At 59.0% G+C, this 15,671-nt stretch carries 8 protein-coding genes; 4 read left to right on the top strand and 4 right to left on the bottom strand.

All coding sequences use genetic code 11. The features are described from left to right. Positions 1 to 107 precede the first annotated feature (107 nt). The 4 genes from hemW (at position 108) to ABIB60_RS05850 (ending at position 3,776) form a co-directional block, all read left to right on the top strand. Positions 108 to 1,241 carry a radical SAM family heme chaperone HemW gene (gene hemW, locus ABIB60_RS05865; RefSeq protein ID WP_354578399.1) on the top strand — a complete coding sequence of 378 codons (1,134 nt, stop codon included), beginning with the start codon at positions 108 to 110 and terminating at the stop codon, positions 1,239 to 1,241. A 141-nt stretch (positions 1,242 to 1,382) separates the two neighbouring features. Continuing rightward, positions 1,383 to 1,871: a hypothetical protein gene (locus tag ABIB60_RS05860; RefSeq protein ID WP_354578397.1), complete on the top strand. Its 489-nt coding sequence runs from the start codon at positions 1,383 to 1,385 to the stop codon at positions 1,869 to 1,871. A 282-nt stretch (positions 1,872 to 2,153) separates the two neighbouring features. Further along, positions 2,154 to 2,807, top strand: a complete 654-nt coding sequence (locus tag ABIB60_RS05855; protein ID WP_354578396.1) for an alpha/beta fold hydrolase — start codon at positions 2,154 to 2,156, stop codon at positions 2,805 to 2,807. A gap of 195 nt (positions 2,808 to 3,002) precedes the next feature. Further along, positions 3,003 to 3,776 (top strand): cyclase family protein, encoded by a 774-nt coding sequence (locus ABIB60_RS05850; RefSeq protein ID WP_354578395.1) that lies wholly within the window; start codon positions 3,003 to 3,005, stop codon positions 3,774 to 3,776. 159 nt (positions 3,777 to 3,935) lie between these two features. Here ABIB60_RS05850 and ABIB60_RS05845 read toward each other — a convergent pair whose 3' ends face one another. The 4 genes from ABIB60_RS05845 to ABIB60_RS05830 all read right to left on the bottom strand — a co-directional run bounded on the left by ABIB60_RS05845 (position 3,936) and on the right by ABIB60_RS05830 (position 15,602). Next, positions 3,936 to 4,211, bottom strand: a complete 276-nt coding sequence (locus ABIB60_RS05845; protein WP_315997382.1) for a hypothetical protein — start codon at positions 4,209 to 4,211, stop codon at positions 3,936 to 3,938. A gap of 81 nt (positions 4,212 to 4,292) precedes the next feature. Then, positions 4,293 to 6,833: a DUF5686 and carboxypeptidase-like regulatory domain-containing protein gene (locus ABIB60_RS05840; protein ID WP_354578394.1), complete on the bottom strand. Its 2,541-nt coding sequence runs from the start codon at positions 6,831 to 6,833 to the stop codon at positions 4,293 to 4,295. 357 nt (positions 6,834 to 7,190) lie between these two features. Continuing rightward, entirely contained in the window at positions 7,191 to 8,138 is a 948-nt protein-coding gene (locus tag ABIB60_RS05835) for an NAD(P)/FAD-dependent oxidoreductase (protein WP_354578392.1), read from the bottom strand. A gap of 147 nt (positions 8,139 to 8,285) precedes the next feature. Next, positions 8,286 to 15,602 (bottom strand): T9SS type A sorting domain-containing protein, encoded by a 7,317-nt coding sequence (locus ABIB60_RS05830; RefSeq protein WP_354578391.1) that lies wholly within the window; start codon positions 15,600 to 15,602, stop codon positions 8,286 to 8,288. Between the last annotated feature and the right edge of the window lie 69 nt (positions 15,603 to 15,671).

The raw sequence follows: 15,671 nt of genomic DNA, 5'->3' as shown, positions 1-15,671 counted from the left end.
TGCAGGTGGAAACGCGAAACCCCGCGTTTAATTTCCCGAAAGTAACCTTTCCTGCTTCCGCGTCCGGCCCGCCGAACTTTCCGTGGTGGCCTCCAGTTTCCTCCCGCATGGCCGGCCTCTATCTTCATATTCCCTTCTGCAAGCAGGCCTGCCATTACTGCGACTTTCACTTCAGCACCAGCATGGCCCTGAAAAGCCGGCTGGTGGATGCCTTGGTGGAGGAATTGGCGCTGCGCCACAACTATCTCGAGCCCGGCTCTACCCTTAATACTATCTACTTCGGGGGCGGCACGCCTTCCCTGCTCACGGCTACGGAATTGGACGTGCTTTTCGCGGCCATTCACCGCCACTTCGCGGTGGCTCCGGACGCGGAAATTACCCTGGAAGCCAACCCCGACGACCTCACCACCGCCAAAGTGCGGGAGCTGGCCGCCTCGCCCATCAACCGGCTCAGTATCGGGCTGCAAAGCTTCCATGAGCCCCACTTGCGCCTGATGAACCGGGCCCACTCAGCCGAAGAGTCGACAGCGGGGGTGCGGCGGGCGCAGGAGGCGGGCTTCGAGAACATTTCGGTGGATTTGATTTACGGCGTACCCGCCCCGGACCACGCTATTTGGGAGCAGGATATGGCCACGGCCTTCGCGCTGGACGTGCCCCACCTGAGCTGTTACGCCCTCACTATTGAGCCCGATACGGTATTTGGGCGGCAGCTGAAAAAGGGCAAATTTCCGGCTGTGCCCGACGAGTTTGTGGCCCGGCAGTTTGAGTTGCTCCTCCAGGAAATAGCCCGCCACGGCTACCAGCAGTACGAAATCAGCAACTTTAGCAAGCCCGGCCGCGAGTCGAGGCACAACTCGGCGTACTGGCGCGGAGTCCCCTACCTGGGGTTGGGGCCGAGTGCTCACTCCTTCAACGGCCACAGCCGGCAATACACCGTGGCCAACAATCCGCAGTACGTAGCGGCCGTGCTGGACCGGGGCGAAGTGCCCGCCACCGTGGAGCACCTCAGCCCCCGCGACCAGGCCAACGAGTACCTGATGACCAGCCTGCGTACGGCCCAGGGCTGCAACCTCGCCCGCCTGCGCACCGAGTTGGGCGTGGACTTGGAGCAGGAGAAAGCCGCCTACCTGCGGGAACTGCAGCGCACTGGCCTGGCCCGGATGGCAGATGGCTACCTGCAACTCACGGATGCGGGCAAGCTGCTGGCCGACCATATTACGCTGGAGCTGTTTCAGGGCTGAACCCAGCTGCCCGGCCCGCGCCCGAATTAGCCTTTTCCGGCTTTTCTTCTTTCTTTGAAACAGCCAATCGGCCAGCCGTTTCGGCTTCGCTCAACGGTCGGCCCACCGCAAAATTTCCGTTGATTGGCTAGTAGTATGAAAATGAGACGATTAATAGACGCCCTGGCCGACGACACTGATTTCTTTATCGAGCAGGTGCAGATTACGGCCATCGTGTTCGATAACTCCGACGACGTAACAGTGTGGGCCACCACCTACTTCGACCAGGAGGCCCATTTCTTTCACTTGGGCCTGCCGTTTCAGCAGCTGGATTTGTTGCTGCGCCTAGCCGGTGGCCGGGCCGAAGCGCTGCAGGAAGACGTGGCCGATGCGCTGGCTACGGTGCAGGAATGGCCCTGCCTGCTGCAGTACAACACCGAGGCCGCTCCCCCCGTGCCCCTGCCCAACGTGGCCCTGAAATTATCCTGTACCTACCCCGCCGATTTGTTCGAGGATGAGGAAGAAGGCGAGGATGACGACTCATTCGACATCAGCATGAACGCCGACAGCGAGGAAGCCGAGGACTACGACTCCGGTCAGCCCCACAACATCTTCTATCTGGAGGATGTGTTTTTGCGCATAGAGCCGTGAGAGGGAAGGAGGAGCAAAGAGAAAAAGTAAAAGAGAAAAGCGCGCGCACCCCGAAAGAAATAACAAAACTGTTCAGAAAGTGGTGGAACGTCATGCTGAGCGAAGTCGAAGCATCTCTACCGCTTCGTTGAACGGCTCTGATGAAGCGGTAGAGATGCTTCGACTTCGCTCAGCATGACGTTCTTTCAAGTTTCAGGTACTTTCTAAACAGCTGCAACGGTACGGTTTTCCTGGCCGATACAACGCCTTTTCCTTCTCACCCTTGTATTCTTTCTTCATCCCATGTTCTACCTGATTCCGGGTTTAGGAGCTGATGAGCGGGTATTTGGGCGGCTGCAGCCGCTGTTGCGCGGCGAAACCCGCCTGCTACCCTGGCTGACACCCGAGCTTGGAGAAACCCTGCCGCAGTACGCCGCCCGCATGGCGGCCGGTATTCCGCCGGAGGCAGAGGGCCTGCTGGTGGGCGTGTCGTTTGGGGGCGTGGTGGGGCTGGAAATTAACCGGTTGCGGCCTCGGCTGCGCACGGTGCTTATCAGCAGTATTCCGGATGCCAGCTGCCTACCACCTCTGCTGAAAGTGGTGCGCGGCTCGGGCCTGTACCGGCTATTTCCGCCGCAGTGGCTGAAGCTGTTTCCCCGGGCCGGACAGTGGTATTTTGGGGTGCAGAACGGGGAGGAATACCAGCTGTTCAAGCAAATACTCAGGGATATGGAGCCGCAGTACACGCGCTGGGCTGTGGCCCGCCTCCTGCACTGGGACAGTACCCACGTGGGCCGCAGCATCCAGATTCTGGGCACCCACGACCGGGTATTTCCGCCTGGGCCCACGCCCGTGGAGTACCTTATTCCGGGCGGCGGCCACTTCATGGTATTCAGCCACGCCGAGGAAATCAGCCGCATTCTGAACAAGCTGGCTGAAGGGAAAGCTGAGAATTGAGCTGGAACTCCTGGTTGTAAATCCGGCGGGTCGCTTTACGTCTGGCACGCTGAGCAGAAAGCCAAAAACGTCTGTCATTCCGAGCAACGCGAGGAATCTAGGTTTCCTGCTAAGTGCATAACCCAGATTCCTCGCGTTGCTCGGAATGACAGGTTTCCCGCTAACGTTGTAATCTGATACCTGATTTTATACTCCATGCTTGCTACCTACCCCTACCAGGGCCGCACGTTTGCTTTCGACCCGGCCGCGCCGCTGGATATTTCTTTACCGCTGGCCCCGGGTGAGGAGCAGGTCAACTGTTTCTGGGCCGAGCCGGTGCAGGTGGAGGTGATTCGGGTGGGCAGCTTTGTGGGCAGCGTGGCGCTGGGGGGCAGCACCAACTACCAGCGGGTACACCTCACGCCCCACGGCAACGGTACCCACACCGAGTGCTACGGCCACATTTCCCCCGACCCTGCCGCCACCCTCGACCGGTGTCTGCGGCGGTTTCTGTTCGTAGCCCGGCTGGTATCGGTGCAGCCCCGGCCCCAAGCCAATGGCGACGAAGTGGTACTGCTGGAAGATGTGCGCCGGGAGCTGGAAGGCGGTCCGGAGGCAGGCATACGACCTGAGGCCCTCATTCTGCGCACCCTGCCTAACCACCGTAGCAAGCGCACCCGCCACTATTCCGGCACCAACCCCACCTACCTGGAGCCTGCCCTGGCCGAATACCTGGCCGAGCAGCACATCGAACACCTGTTGCTGGATTTGCCCAGCGTCGACCGGGAAGAGGATGGGGGCCAACTGCTGGCTCACCACGCGTTCTGGCAGTATCCCCAGGCCACCCGCCAGGCGGCTACCATCACCGAGCTAATTTTCGTGCCTGATGAGGTGGAAGACGGCCTATACCTGCTGAACCTGCAAGTAACCAGCCTGCAACTGGATGCCAGCCCCAGCAAGCCGGTACTCTATGCGTTGCGACAGGCGTAACTAGTCGTTCAAACACAAACCCACAGAATACAGAACGTCATGCTGAGCAGTTAGTGCTCCGACATAAAACAACAGCCCCTCGCCTATCCAATAGGCGAGGGGCTGTTGTTTTATGTCGGATGCGTCAGATTCCGCGCTTTGCTCGGAATGATAAACGGGCTAGTTCAGCCACACAGTCAGGAGCATTTCGAAGCGGTGGGGGCCGTAAGCGTTGTAGTAAGGCGCTTCACCCTCAAAACCCAGCACGTGCACCAGAGGCATGCCCTCGGTGCGGGAGTCTACCACGCGCACGGGATAGAAGTGACCTTCTTCGGGCCAGTCGCCTACGTGGTTGTAAGGGCGCTGGCTGGCATCTACGCAACGGGCGTAATCAATGAAAGGAGCGTGACGGGTGGCTTCCGCCAGCGTAAGGTTGGCTACTTCGAATTTAGGCATGATGGACAGTTCTACAAAAACACTACCAGGATGATTCCTGGCAGGCGCGGAAAGCGTCAGCTTCAGGCGCTTACAGCAAGGTTAGAGCTTGAATTGTAGGCTCACTTTTACCCCAAAGGTACGGGCTCCGGGCGAGTTTCGATACGTGAGGCGGTGCAGGAAATCAACACGCGCTACCTTGAAAATGTTCTCTACGCCGTAGCCAACTTCCGCGTACGGTAGCCGGCCCAACGACTGAAAGGAAGGCAGCAGCCCGCCATTTACGGGGTCTTCGAGGGGAATGATGCGGCGGTTGGCCTGGCTTACGCTGCCCCAGAGCACGTTGCCGGTAGCCACCAGCCGCCAGTTGAGCTGCTTGATGGCGGGCAGGGAGTTCAGCAAAAAGCCGTCGAACTGGTTTTCGGCCCGCAATGCCACGTACCGGTCACTCACGAACTCGAAATAGCGCATCAGGTTGAAGGCCCCGGCGTTGTAGAACGGCGACTGGTTGCCTAGGTGGGTTTTGAGCACCGGGTAGGGCACCGTGCTCGGGATGTAGCCCGCGTCGAGGCGGTAGTCCAGGCGGCCCAGCTGGCCCATCCGGATGCTTTGGTCGATGAGCAGGTTGAGCTTGTGGTAGCGGAAATCGGCGCCCAGCAGCTCGTCTACGCCCAGAGTGTAGCGCACCGTAACCACCGGCCAGCGCTTTAGCCCGATGGCCGTGCGGCGGTTCTGGTTGTTCTGCACCAGCACCTCGTCGCGGGCGTAGCGTGATTCCAGCACCACTTCCGACAAATCGAACTGGTCGGCGGTGGGGGCGCCGGGCTGGGCCTCACCGGTGTAGTAGGCAAATGGGTAGAGCGGCCGGAACTGCTGATGCCGTAGCACCACGCGCTGGGTAAAGCCCCGAAACAAGTCAGACTGTAACCTCAGCGTGGTCAGGTCGCGCAGCAGGGGGCGGCTGCCGCTGATGTTGCCCAGGCGGGCCGAAGCTTCAAACAGCGGGTTATCGAGGGCATAGTCGTTGTCTAGAAACGCTACTTGGTCCAGGTCGCGGCGGTGCTCGAAGTTGGCCACCGTCCAGTGGCGGCGGTCCAGCACGCGCTGCACCCGCAGGCCGTACTTGAAGCGCCCGTCGCGGGTGCCGTAAGCCAGGTACGTGCGCAGCAGCCAGTCGCGGCTCCACTCCGGGGTAGTGCGGAACCCAAAGCGGACCCGGTGGCCCTCAATATTGTTGAAGCTGTAGGTGGACAGCAAAGGGCCCAAATCCAGCTTGCCGGTGCGGTAGTAACCATTTACGGCAATATCAGCCAGCTCCAGCACCGAGCGTACCGCTGGCAGCTGGCGCACGGTATCCAGCACGGCCAAGGTGGCGCGCTCCTGCTGGCTGAGCGTATCGGGGCGGTTCTGCTCAAAAAAGCCCTTGGGCACCTCAAACGCATCCAGGGCGGTTTCCAGGGGGCGGTCGTAGAAGGGCAGGGGCTTGGGTTGGTTTACCTGGAAGCCGGAGTTGATGATGGTGAGCCGGGCCAAAATGCCGGTGCTGCCTTTGGTAGGCTTGATGCCAATAACTACCCGGGTTTGCCGGGGCAGCCACTGGCCGGCAGGCGAGTGCGCCATTTCCTGGCGTACCCGCACCTGCTCCACAAAATTCAGGTTGGCCTCGGGGCTCACCGCCAGCTCCAGCTTGCGCAGGGCGTAGGTGTCAGTAGTAATCCAGATGGTGCCGGTGAAGGCCAAATCCTGGGCGCGGCGCGGCGTTACCCCAATCTGGTAGCAGAAATCCGGGCCAACCAGCACCGAATCCTGCAGCTCGTACTCGTAGGTGAACTTCCAACCGTCGGCAATGGGCGAGACGAAATCCTTGCCCAATAGCTGCTGCCAGTTGCGGTAAAAATCCCAATCCTGAAACGAGGAGCCCATAATCTGCGACACTACCGAACCCTCCCGGGGCGTGGCCCCGCGCATCTGCGTCCGCCGGATTTCCTCCCGTTTGCGCAGGGGCTCATTGAGCTGGTAAAAGCGCGACAGTACCTCGGAGGCGAAAATGGGCACCACAGCCTTGCCGTTGGCATCCCGGGCAATACCCAGGCTGTCGGCTACCTGCGTGAGCTGGCGCAGGGCCTTGCGCCGGCTCACCACATCGGGCAGGTTATTGAGGGCTACTTCCGTGCGGCTGTAGCTGTCAAACTCAAAGGCTTTGAGCCGGAATTTGTCGTTGCGCGGCTTTTGCTCCTGCACGCGCCGCATGATACGGTAAGCCGGGTTTTCGCGGGGCCGTACCACTACTTCGCCCAGGAAAACCGAACCGCTGCTCAAAGCAAAATTCACGACTTGTCGCTCCGCCGGGCTGCTGACGCGCTTTTTGAGGGTGCCGAAACCAATGGCCGAAGCTGCCAGCGTATCAACCGGGCCGGCTACCGTGAGCTGGTAGCGGCCGGCCTCGTCGGCGGTGGCACCCTGGCTGGTGCCGCGCACAAACACCGAGGCAAACGGCACCGGCTTACCCGAGGCAGCTTCCGTTATCTGGCCGCTGAAGGTGATGCGCTGTGCCCAAGCTTGCGGTACCCCCGGAACGAGCAATAGGAGGGCGCACAAGGAATAGAAAAAACGCATAAGCGAAACCGAAGCGAAAAGGGGCATACCTAGACAAGGTAGCTGCAGTAAGATACCACGAGGGGCAGTCAGTTCCTAGTTAGGCAGAATAGTTAGGGTTGGATAGCCGGGTTAAGATTAGCAGTGGCGAGTTGGCATCAGGGACTAACAATCATGCAGAAGCGGGGCCGAAATACCCCGCTTGGCTGATGGTAGCAAGGCCCGGGCACACTGAGCGCAGGTGACGCATTTCTCGCGCTTCGTTATACTGATTAGTGGTAGCCAGCGGTGGAGATGCGTCGTGAGGCACCACTTGATGCTCTTATTCCAACAACATCAGTGGGCGAGATGCTTCGCCTCAGCATGATCAGTCAATTCATCATTCATAGCTCGTCATTCAGCTCTTTACTTCGGGCACTCCTCGCGGGTCAGGGTTTCATTGATGTTGATGGCGGCGGCACTACCCTCAGCCGCCGCCAATAGGGCCTGTTGGGTGCCGGGCGTGGTGTCGCCGGCAGCGTAGAGGCCCGTTATGGTCGTCTGTAGTTTTTTATCTACCCACACCGCGCCTTTCTTGGTAAGACGGCAGCCTACCTGCTCAGCCAGGGTAGTGCGCTGGTGCTGATGGGCATGCACGAACACCGCCGTGCGCGCCAGCTTCTCCCCCGATTCGAACACGAGGTAGCGCAACTCTCCGCTGCGCGTGCCTTCCAGGCGTACTACTGGTTCATCACGTACCCGAATTTTCTGTTGGCGGAGTCGCCGCCGGGCATTGGCTGTGAGGTAGGCCGGGTCTTCCACGCACACTACCACGTCGGGGCTCCAGCGGCTCACCAGCAGGGCCAGGCCGGTAACCAATTTGGCCCGGCCATACACAGCCAGCGGCTGGTTACGCACTTCCCAGCCATGGCAATACGGGCAGTGCAGCACCCCCCGGCCCCATAGGTCGCGCATACCGTCAATAGGTGGCAACTCGTCCTCTACACCAGTAGCCAGCAGGACTTTACGGGCTGTGACGGCAGATGTGCGGCCGGATTCACCTTCCAGCGTCAGCTCAAAATGGCTCCCTACTTGCTGAACGGCTGTTACCCGGCCCGTCCGGATTTCTACGGTAGTGTAAGGGGCCAACTGCTCCCGGCCCAGGCGTAGTAGTTCGGCCGGCTTGGTTCCGTCGCGGGTGAGAAAGCCTTGCACGGCCGGAGAAGGAGCATTCCGCGGCGCCCCTCCATCCAGCACCAGTACCCGGCGCAGGCAGCGGCCCAGCGTCAGGGCCGCGCTTAATCCCGCTGCACCGGCCCCAATTATGGCAACGTCAATGTCAGTAGAGGGCTGGCTGGGAACAGAGTGGCGCATGAGGTACGGGGGAAAAGGTGTGACAAGCCTATACCTGAAAAACTGGGTGCAGGTTGACCACGCTTCCCGAACAACCGGGGTGGACAACAAAAAACCCCTTCTCCTGAGAGAAGGGGTTTTTTTGAACGAACCAGGTTAAGAAGCTGGCTATTCTTTGATCAGACGCTTGGTGAAGGTCTGGTCGTTGCCGCGCACCTGCACGAGGTAGCTGCCGGTGGGCAACTGCGTTACCTGCAGGTAGTCGTTGCTGCCACCGTTCCGGGAAAGGGTGCGCACCGTGCGGCCCGCCATGTCCGTAATGGTTACCTGGTAGCTACCAGCGGGGGCACCCGTCAGGTCCAGGCGAGCATCCTGCAGGCTGGAAGCCGGGTTGGGGTACACCTCAACTGTGGCCTGAGCGGCAACCGGGAAGCTCACGCTCTGTACCGTGCTGAAGGACTCGGTGCCATCGGTATCTACCTGGCGCAGGCGGTAGTACACTACGCGGCCCTGGGCTTTGGCGGCTACCTGAGCATCCACCTCGGCGTACACCGTGGCAGTAGATTTAGTACCCTGGCCTTTCACCTGCTTCACCGTGGCGAAAGTCTGGCCGTCGAAGCTGCGCTCCACCACGAAGTGGTCGTTGTTCACTTCCTGGGCCGTGGTCCAGGCCAGTTTGGCATCCTGACCAGCGGCCTGGGCCGTGAAGCTCACCAGCGTTACCGGCAGCGGGCTGGCACCCACCGGAATGGTTACGCTCTGGGTGGTAACGCCACCGTAGATATCGGTGGTGGTGATGCTCACCGTGTACGAACCTTGCTTGAGCAGCAGGCGGTTGGCTACGAATACCTGACCCGTAACCGGGTTCAGGGCCAGACCTACGGCGCTGAGCGTGTTCTGATCAGCCGTGGAGATGGTAGCGTTGGTACCCGAGGTGGGCAGACCATTGGCAACCGACGTATTTACGAGCACACCGGTAGTGGCATCGTAAATAGCTCCTGTGCTGTTGTAAACTGCTCCATTGATGTCTACCACGAAGGCCAGCACGTCGTTGTTCTGGTACCGGTTAGTGCCACCTTTGGTAGGCGTAGTAGCGTAGCGCGAAGCGTTATCGGAGGCAACCGGAATGGTGTATACCGCCGTGTTGCTGGATACCGCGTTGTCGTTGTCGATGGCAGTGTAGCTGAAGAAGGCATTGCCAACGAACGAGCTTACGGGGCGGAAGGACAGCTTGTTGGCATCAGCCAGCAGCACTACCTGGCCTTCCGTAGCGGCCACGCCATTCACGAACAACGTGCCTTGGGTGGTCGTGTTCGGGAGGTTGGTGAGCGTGAACGACTTGATGGTACCGTCTGCATCGGTGGCAGCCAGCGTAGAAATCGGCTGAGCAACCACGGCGCTGTTTCCATCAGGAGCCGTTACGCTGTTAACCACGTTGCGGGCTACCGGAGCCTGGTTGGCAATGTTCGTGGTGAAGGGGTCCGTATTGTTAGCCGTTACGCCGCCTTCCGCAGTAGTAGTTGTTACGTTGGCTACCAAGCGGTAGGAAGTCGTCGGGAACGGGAAGCTGATGGTGTTCGTAACCGCTTGCGCAGTGCCGGAGTTCAGCGTGGTAATAGTTGGGAAAGTTACCAAACCATTGCCGCTGTCGTAGCTGCCACCACCCGATACTACTACACCCGTCAGACCCGTGGGCAACTGCACCGTTTGCTGTACGTTGCTGGCCGGGGAGGAGCCGTTGTTACGGGTAATGACCGTGTACGAAACTTGGCTACCGGCTGAAGCCGTGCCTACTCCGTCCAGTACCGTCTGAACATCGGCCAGTGCGTTGATGGTTACACTGTTTTGGCTGATGTTGTTGGCGGGCACGTTGTCCGTGTTGTCGGAAGATGTGCTGGCCACTGCTACCACCGGACCAGCGCCCGGAGCATTAACGCTGAAGGTGTACGTGAGCGAGGCATTACTAGCCAGTGACACACCAGCCGAAACCGGCGTTACCAGCACAACCCCAGAACCAGTACTGTAAGAAGCACCCGTGGGGCCCGAGAAGCCAGTCAGGTCGCCGGGCAGTGCTACCCGCGTCCGCACATCCGTAGCCGTGGCCGAGCCGTTGTTCGTAACCGTTACGGTATACGTGATGGGCGAACCGGCCGTGTACGTGCTGGCATTGGAGCTGATGGCTACTGCCAGGTCGCTAACAGCCGTAGTGGGCTGGTTGATAGTAGTGCTCGACTGCACCACGTTGTTACCCAGGTTCAGGTCGTTGGTAGCGTTGGTTACGTTAGCCGCCGCCGTTACCGTCAGGCTCTTGGCCTCGGGGGCCAGGAAGCTGATGGTGTTGGTTACGGTGCCATCAGGGCCGGCCGGTACTTCAGTACGAGCAGCAAAAGTCACTACCCCGGTAGCAGCGTCGTAGGTGCCACCACCCGATACCGTTACGCCCGTTAGGCCCGTGGGCAATTGTACCGTAGTGGTTACCGAGGCGGCTGGGGCCTCTCCGTTGTTCACGGTAGTAACCGAGTAAACTACTGGCGTACCCGTTACAATGGGGCTAGCCGGAGATGCCAGGTATACCTGTACATCCGAGGAGCGCTGGCTGGTGGTCGTTACCGTAGCCGTGTTGTTCGTCACGCTGGTTTCCGGCGTACCGGTAGCCACCGACGACACAACACTGATTTGCGTTTCCGTCGGCATGAAGAAGCTGATGGTATTCTGCACCTGCGTACCGGCATTCACCGTACCTAGGTTGAAGGTGACTTCACCAGTAGTGTTGTTGTAAGTGCCACCACCCGTAACAGTTACATTGGCTGTACCCAAGTAAGGCGGAATCCGGACTACCTGTGTGCTGCCAGCTGCGGCAGCTGCACCGTTATTAACAGCCGTAGCATTGTACGTAACCAGTTGATTGGCAACAGCCGTGCTCGGGCCCGATACACTGGTCAGCAGATCGGTGCGGGGCGTTACTGTTACCGAAACTTCTGTCTGGTTATTGCCGGGTACTGGGTCAATAGTAGTGCCAGCAATAGAAGACGTAGCCAGCACCGTTCCTGCAACCGGAGCCGTTACGTTAAACGTGAAGCTTGAGGAGAAGCCGCTGGCCATGGTAGCCGTTACGGCCGAAGGCGTAATCTCGCCCGTGGTTGAGTTGTAGGAGTAGCCCGTAGGCAAGCCCGTAACCGTCAGGCCGGGAGCCAGCAAGATGCGCAGGCTGGTGTTCGTAGCCGTAGCGGGGCCGTTGTTACCAAAAGCTACCGTGTACGTATACACCTCACCCGGGGCCGGTGCCGTCGTCGACGAAGTGATGGTCGAGAACAGGTTGGCCTGGTTGGTAGTGGTGGCGGCGTTAACCGTCAGCGCCGCCGTAGCCTGGTTGTTGTTGGTAGGCGTTTCATTACCGGTGCCGGAAATGTTAGCTACCGCCGAGATGTTGCCGGCTGCCAGGGCTACAAAGCTTACCACGTGGTTCACGTTCTGTCCGCTGGGCAGGGTAGCCAGAGTCGGGAACGTAACAACGCCGCTGGCGGCATCATAGGTACCGTTGTCGGATACGTACACGTTCGTCAGGTTAGCCGGCAGCGTAACGGTTTGCGCTACTGCAGTAGCTAAGCCGGAGCCCAGGTTCAGGGAAGTAACGCTGAAGGTTACCGGCTGGCCTGCTACCACCGTGGCCGGCCCGCTGATGCGGGTAGTCAGATCGTAAGTGGGAGTCACATTCACGGAGGCCGACATCAGGTTGTTGGTCAGCACGGTTTCGTTGCTGGCCGTGGTTACCTGAGCGGTGCCCACAATCGGGCCGCTGGCCGGAGCCGTGATGGTGATGCCGTAGGTGTTAGTAGCACCCAGGGCCAGCGTGCCATTGCTCAGCAGCGTTACCAGGCCCGTAGTGTTGTTGTAAGAGCCCCCATTGGAGAAGGTGGGAGTACCCAGACCGGCGGGCAGCTGCAGGGTTTGCGTTACGCCCGTAGCAGGCGTGTTGCCCGTAGTATTAACGTTGGTAGTAGTTACAGTGAAAGTAACCGACTGACCAGCCGTTACCGTGCTAGCGCTGGCGCTAACGGTAGTGGCCACATCAGCCAGGGCCCGAACCGTTACGGCAATGTTGGCTTGGTTGGAAACCGCGCCCGAAGTGCCGTTGATGGTGTACGGAATTACCGCAGTGCCCGTGAAGTTAGTTGCTGGCGTGAAGGTTACCAGGCCCGCATTATTCACGGTGAAAGTACCCTGGCCCGCTACCGTCTTCGTGGTTTGAATGCCGGCCGTGTTGGGGTCCAGGTCAACCGTCGCCGCATCTTTGGTACCAGTATCGTTGGTGGTCACGTTGAACGATACCGCTGTGTTCGGGGCCGTAAAATTCTGGTCGTTTACCGCCACTGGGGACACACCCACCGGAATGGTATACGTAGCCGTATTCGTGGAAACGGTGCCGCTGTTATCAGTAGCCGTGTACGTGAAACTGGCCGAGGTGGTGCCAACCGTGGGGTCGAAGCGCAGGTTACCGGCGTTGGCTACCGTAATCACCTGACCTACCGTAACGACCGTTAGGGTGGAGCCCGAAGCCAGGTAGAGGATACCAGTTGAAGCAGCCGGCAGCGTTACGATGGTGTAGCTGTCAATTTGCCCATCGGGGTCAGTGGCGCTCAGGGCGGCAATGGCCGTCGGACCGTTGTTGTCCGGCATAGTGGGCGAGTTGGTCACGTTGTTGGCCACCGGCGGCTGCGAAGCGCTGGCGCACAGCACCGAGTTCGGAATGATCTGGCGGGCCACATTGGCCGTGCTGCTGGCGTACTCCAGCGTCAACACGTTGCCGCCTCCATTCTCCCCGTAGATTACCAACAGATTATGTACGCCGGCCGACAGGTTCAGGGTTGCCGTACGTTCTACGGTACCGTGCGCACCGCCGTTGTTGATGGTAGCATTAGCAATAGTAGGAGCCAAGGCCGCACCATCCAGCCATAGGTAAGAGGCGTCGTCGGAGTTCAGGTAGAACGTGTAGGAACCAGCCGTGGCAATATTGATGCTACCACTGTAGCGAGCGGTAAACGTTTCCGGGTTGCTGGCGGTACCCCCGGACGTGGGCGTCAGGTTGCCCCAACTGTTGCTGGCGGGAAAGTTCAGCGTAGCGTCGTAACGAGTCAGGCCAGCTGTTCTGGTATTGAAGAACGTCAGGTTATCGGCGAAATAACCGTTGAAATATTCGGCGTATAAACCGCTGCTGCGGGTGGGGCCGTACTGGGCACCAGCGCAACCATTGGTGGGCAGCGTCACAACCGTGGTTACGTTGGCATTGGCCAAGCTACCGTTGTTGTTGGTGGGGGTGAGGTCGGTAGTGGCCGAGGTGCTAGCTGCCTTACCCGTGATAGTCGTGCTGTAGTTCGGAGCCGGGAATACGATGCGATAAGTTGGAGAGGCTCCGCTGTTTATCGTCGTGCTGGGGAAGGTCACCAGGCCGTTGTCGTTGTTGTAGCTACCACCGTCAGGCAGGTTCGTGGCCGTCAAGTTAAGTCCGGTTGGCAGTTGTACCGTGGGCACCACTGCAGTAGCCGCCGACGGGCCGTTGTTGGTTACCTGCGCCGTGTACGTGATGGAGGTGCCGGGCGCTACGGCCGTCTGCGAAGTGCTCAGGGTAGTGGCAATATCCGCTACCGGCGTAACGGCCGTAGTTGTGCTGGCCGTATTTACCCCGGTATCAGCCCCTTGGTCGGTGCTGGTAGTGGTGGTGGTGGTAGCGGTAATGCTGGCAACTGGCAACGGAGTAACCGTAAAGGTGTAACTAACCGAATTGCCGGAAGCAAAAGAGCCGCCTGGGTAAGTGATAGTCCAGCCAGTAGTCTGGCTGCCGGTTACCGTACCGCCGGCCGAAGCAACGGCCGAAGCTGTGTTAGCAGGAATAGTTACCACGCGAGTAGTGGTGTTAGCTACGTCAGGGCCATTATTGGCATACGTAACGGTATAGTTACCCGATACCTGCCCGGCCTGCAGACTGGCCGGAGGCGTGATAGTGGTAGCTACATCAGCTTCAGCGCACCAGCCAAACGAGTTAAATCCGATAACCTGCCCGCCCGGGTCGGCCTGAGAGGTTTGCCCGTTGCGGTAGGTGATAACCACCCGGTTGATAGCTACCGGGAAGGTAACAATTACATTGCTGAGCAGGCCAGTGCTGTTACCGGTGCCCGTAATTTCGTTGGTGCCAGCAGCATATGAGTTTACGCCGTTCGCAGACAAATCAATATCAGCAGCAGTAAGGGTGTACACCGTGTTGTTAGGCTGAAAGCCCTCTACCTTCACGATATCGGTCCAGCCGGTGCCGTTAGTAGTACCGACAAGTCTGTCGATGTCGTTAATGGCAAACGTGAACCCTTTTACTGCCCGACTGAGCGTAAAGGTCAGCACCGCGTTGTTAGTTGTGCTGGCGTTGGTAGTGTAGTCAGTCGTCAGGTTCAGCGTTTTACCCCCAAATGCATTAACTACCGAAAGTGACGTTTCGGTGGCTGCTACCGAGGAGGTAAAGCTTGAGGTAATGGTAGTGCCCGCCGCTGTCAGTGTGCGGCTAGGTTTCCAGTCTTCCCCCGTAGTCTGAGCCCGGAAGTTCACCGCGTTGCCATCGGAGCAAGTGCTTTTGGCAACCGGAATTGAATAGTTATTAGGGGTGAGGTCAGTGGCAGCAGCATCCTGCGCAGAATACGTAAACACCACCGACCCAAAGGCGGTGGCCACAGGGTCGAAGGTAAGGTTGGCAACCTGATCAGCCGGGATAACCTGATTCACACTTACCGGCGTACCGTTCAGGGCCAGCGTGCCCTGAGTGGAGGTATTCGGAATAGAGTTGATAACGTACCCCGTGATGGTGCCGTTGTTATCGGTACCAGACAGTGAAGGAGCTAGTATAGTGGCGCCTGCTCCGCTGGAAACGACGTCATTCCATCCATCCACTGAAACAGGGCCGCCTACCTGAAACCGGTAAGTAGCCGTGTTAGAGAAACCATTCTGGGCATCATATGCCTGAAATGTAAAGGATGTAGTACCAACGGTAGCCGTAGTAGCCGCCGAAAAGCGCATGTACGATATCTGCTCGCTCGTGTAGTTCGTGTTCGTAGCGGCAGTGATGTACGCAGTGATACCAGCATTTGCAACCTGCATAGTACCCTGAGAAGCCGGAGGCAACGTGACAAAACGGAAGCCTCGCAGGTCATTATCTGCATCCGTACCGGATAAGACAGGAGCCAAGTTGGTGTACGTGGCCGTGGTAGGCACTACCGTAGTGGACGTAATGTTTGTCACCACCGGGTTAGCCAAGGGGCGCAATACAGTGTTCTGCTGCTTGGCATCTGGCTTGGCGAAAGACGGTATGATGGCTTGGTAAGAGGGCTGCCATACGGAGTCATCGGTAACATCCCGGTACGGCTGTGCAAGCTGAGCCATTAACGGCAGCGTGCCGAGCCCACCCCATACCAGCAGCGTAGCTACTACTCGTAAGTGTGTTTTCATTTAAAAAAGAGTTAGAAAAGAAAGCAAATGAAGTGTTGTCCCGGAGTGGGAAAGGCGCCTCAAAGTTAC

Origin of the sequence: Hymenobacter sp. UYP22 (assembly GCF_040547285.1) — a bacterium.
Classification (GTDB): Bacteria; Bacteroidota; Bacteroidia; order Cytophagales; family Hymenobacteraceae; genus Hymenobacter.
Note: the sequence above shows the minus strand (reverse complement) of the source record. Positions and strands in the feature narration are given on the sequence as shown.

Bases quoted from the DNA above. Each gene is read 5' to 3' on its own strand.
- ABIB60_RS05840 (WP_354578394.1), bottom strand. From the start codon at position 6,833: ATGCCCCTTTTCGCTTCGGTTTCGCTTATGCGTTTTTTCTATTCCTTG.
- ABIB60_RS05830 (WP_354578391.1), bottom strand. From the start codon at position 15,602: ATGAAAACACACTTACGAGTAGTAGCTACGCTGCTGGTATGGGGTGGG.
- ABIB60_RS05855 (WP_354578396.1), top strand. From the start codon at position 2,154: ATGTTCTACCTGATTCCGGGTTTAGGAGCTGATGAGCGGGTATTTGGG.
- ABIB60_RS05860 (WP_354578397.1), top strand. From the start codon at position 1,383: ATGAGACGATTAATAGACGCCCTGGCCGACGACACTGATTTCTTTATC.
- ABIB60_RS05850 (WP_354578395.1), top strand. From the start codon at position 3,003: ATGCTTGCTACCTACCCCTACCAGGGCCGCACGTTTGCTTTCGACCCG.
- hemW (WP_354578399.1), top strand. From the start codon at position 108: ATGGCCGGCCTCTATCTTCATATTCCCTTCTGCAAGCAGGCCTGCCAT.
- ABIB60_RS05845 (WP_315997382.1), bottom strand. From the start codon at position 4,211: ATGCCTAAATTCGAAGTAGCCAACCTTACGCTGGCGGAAGCCACCCGT.
- ABIB60_RS05835 (WP_354578392.1), bottom strand. From the start codon at position 8,138: ATGCGCCACTCTGTTCCCAGCCAGCCCTCTACTGACATTGACGTTGCC.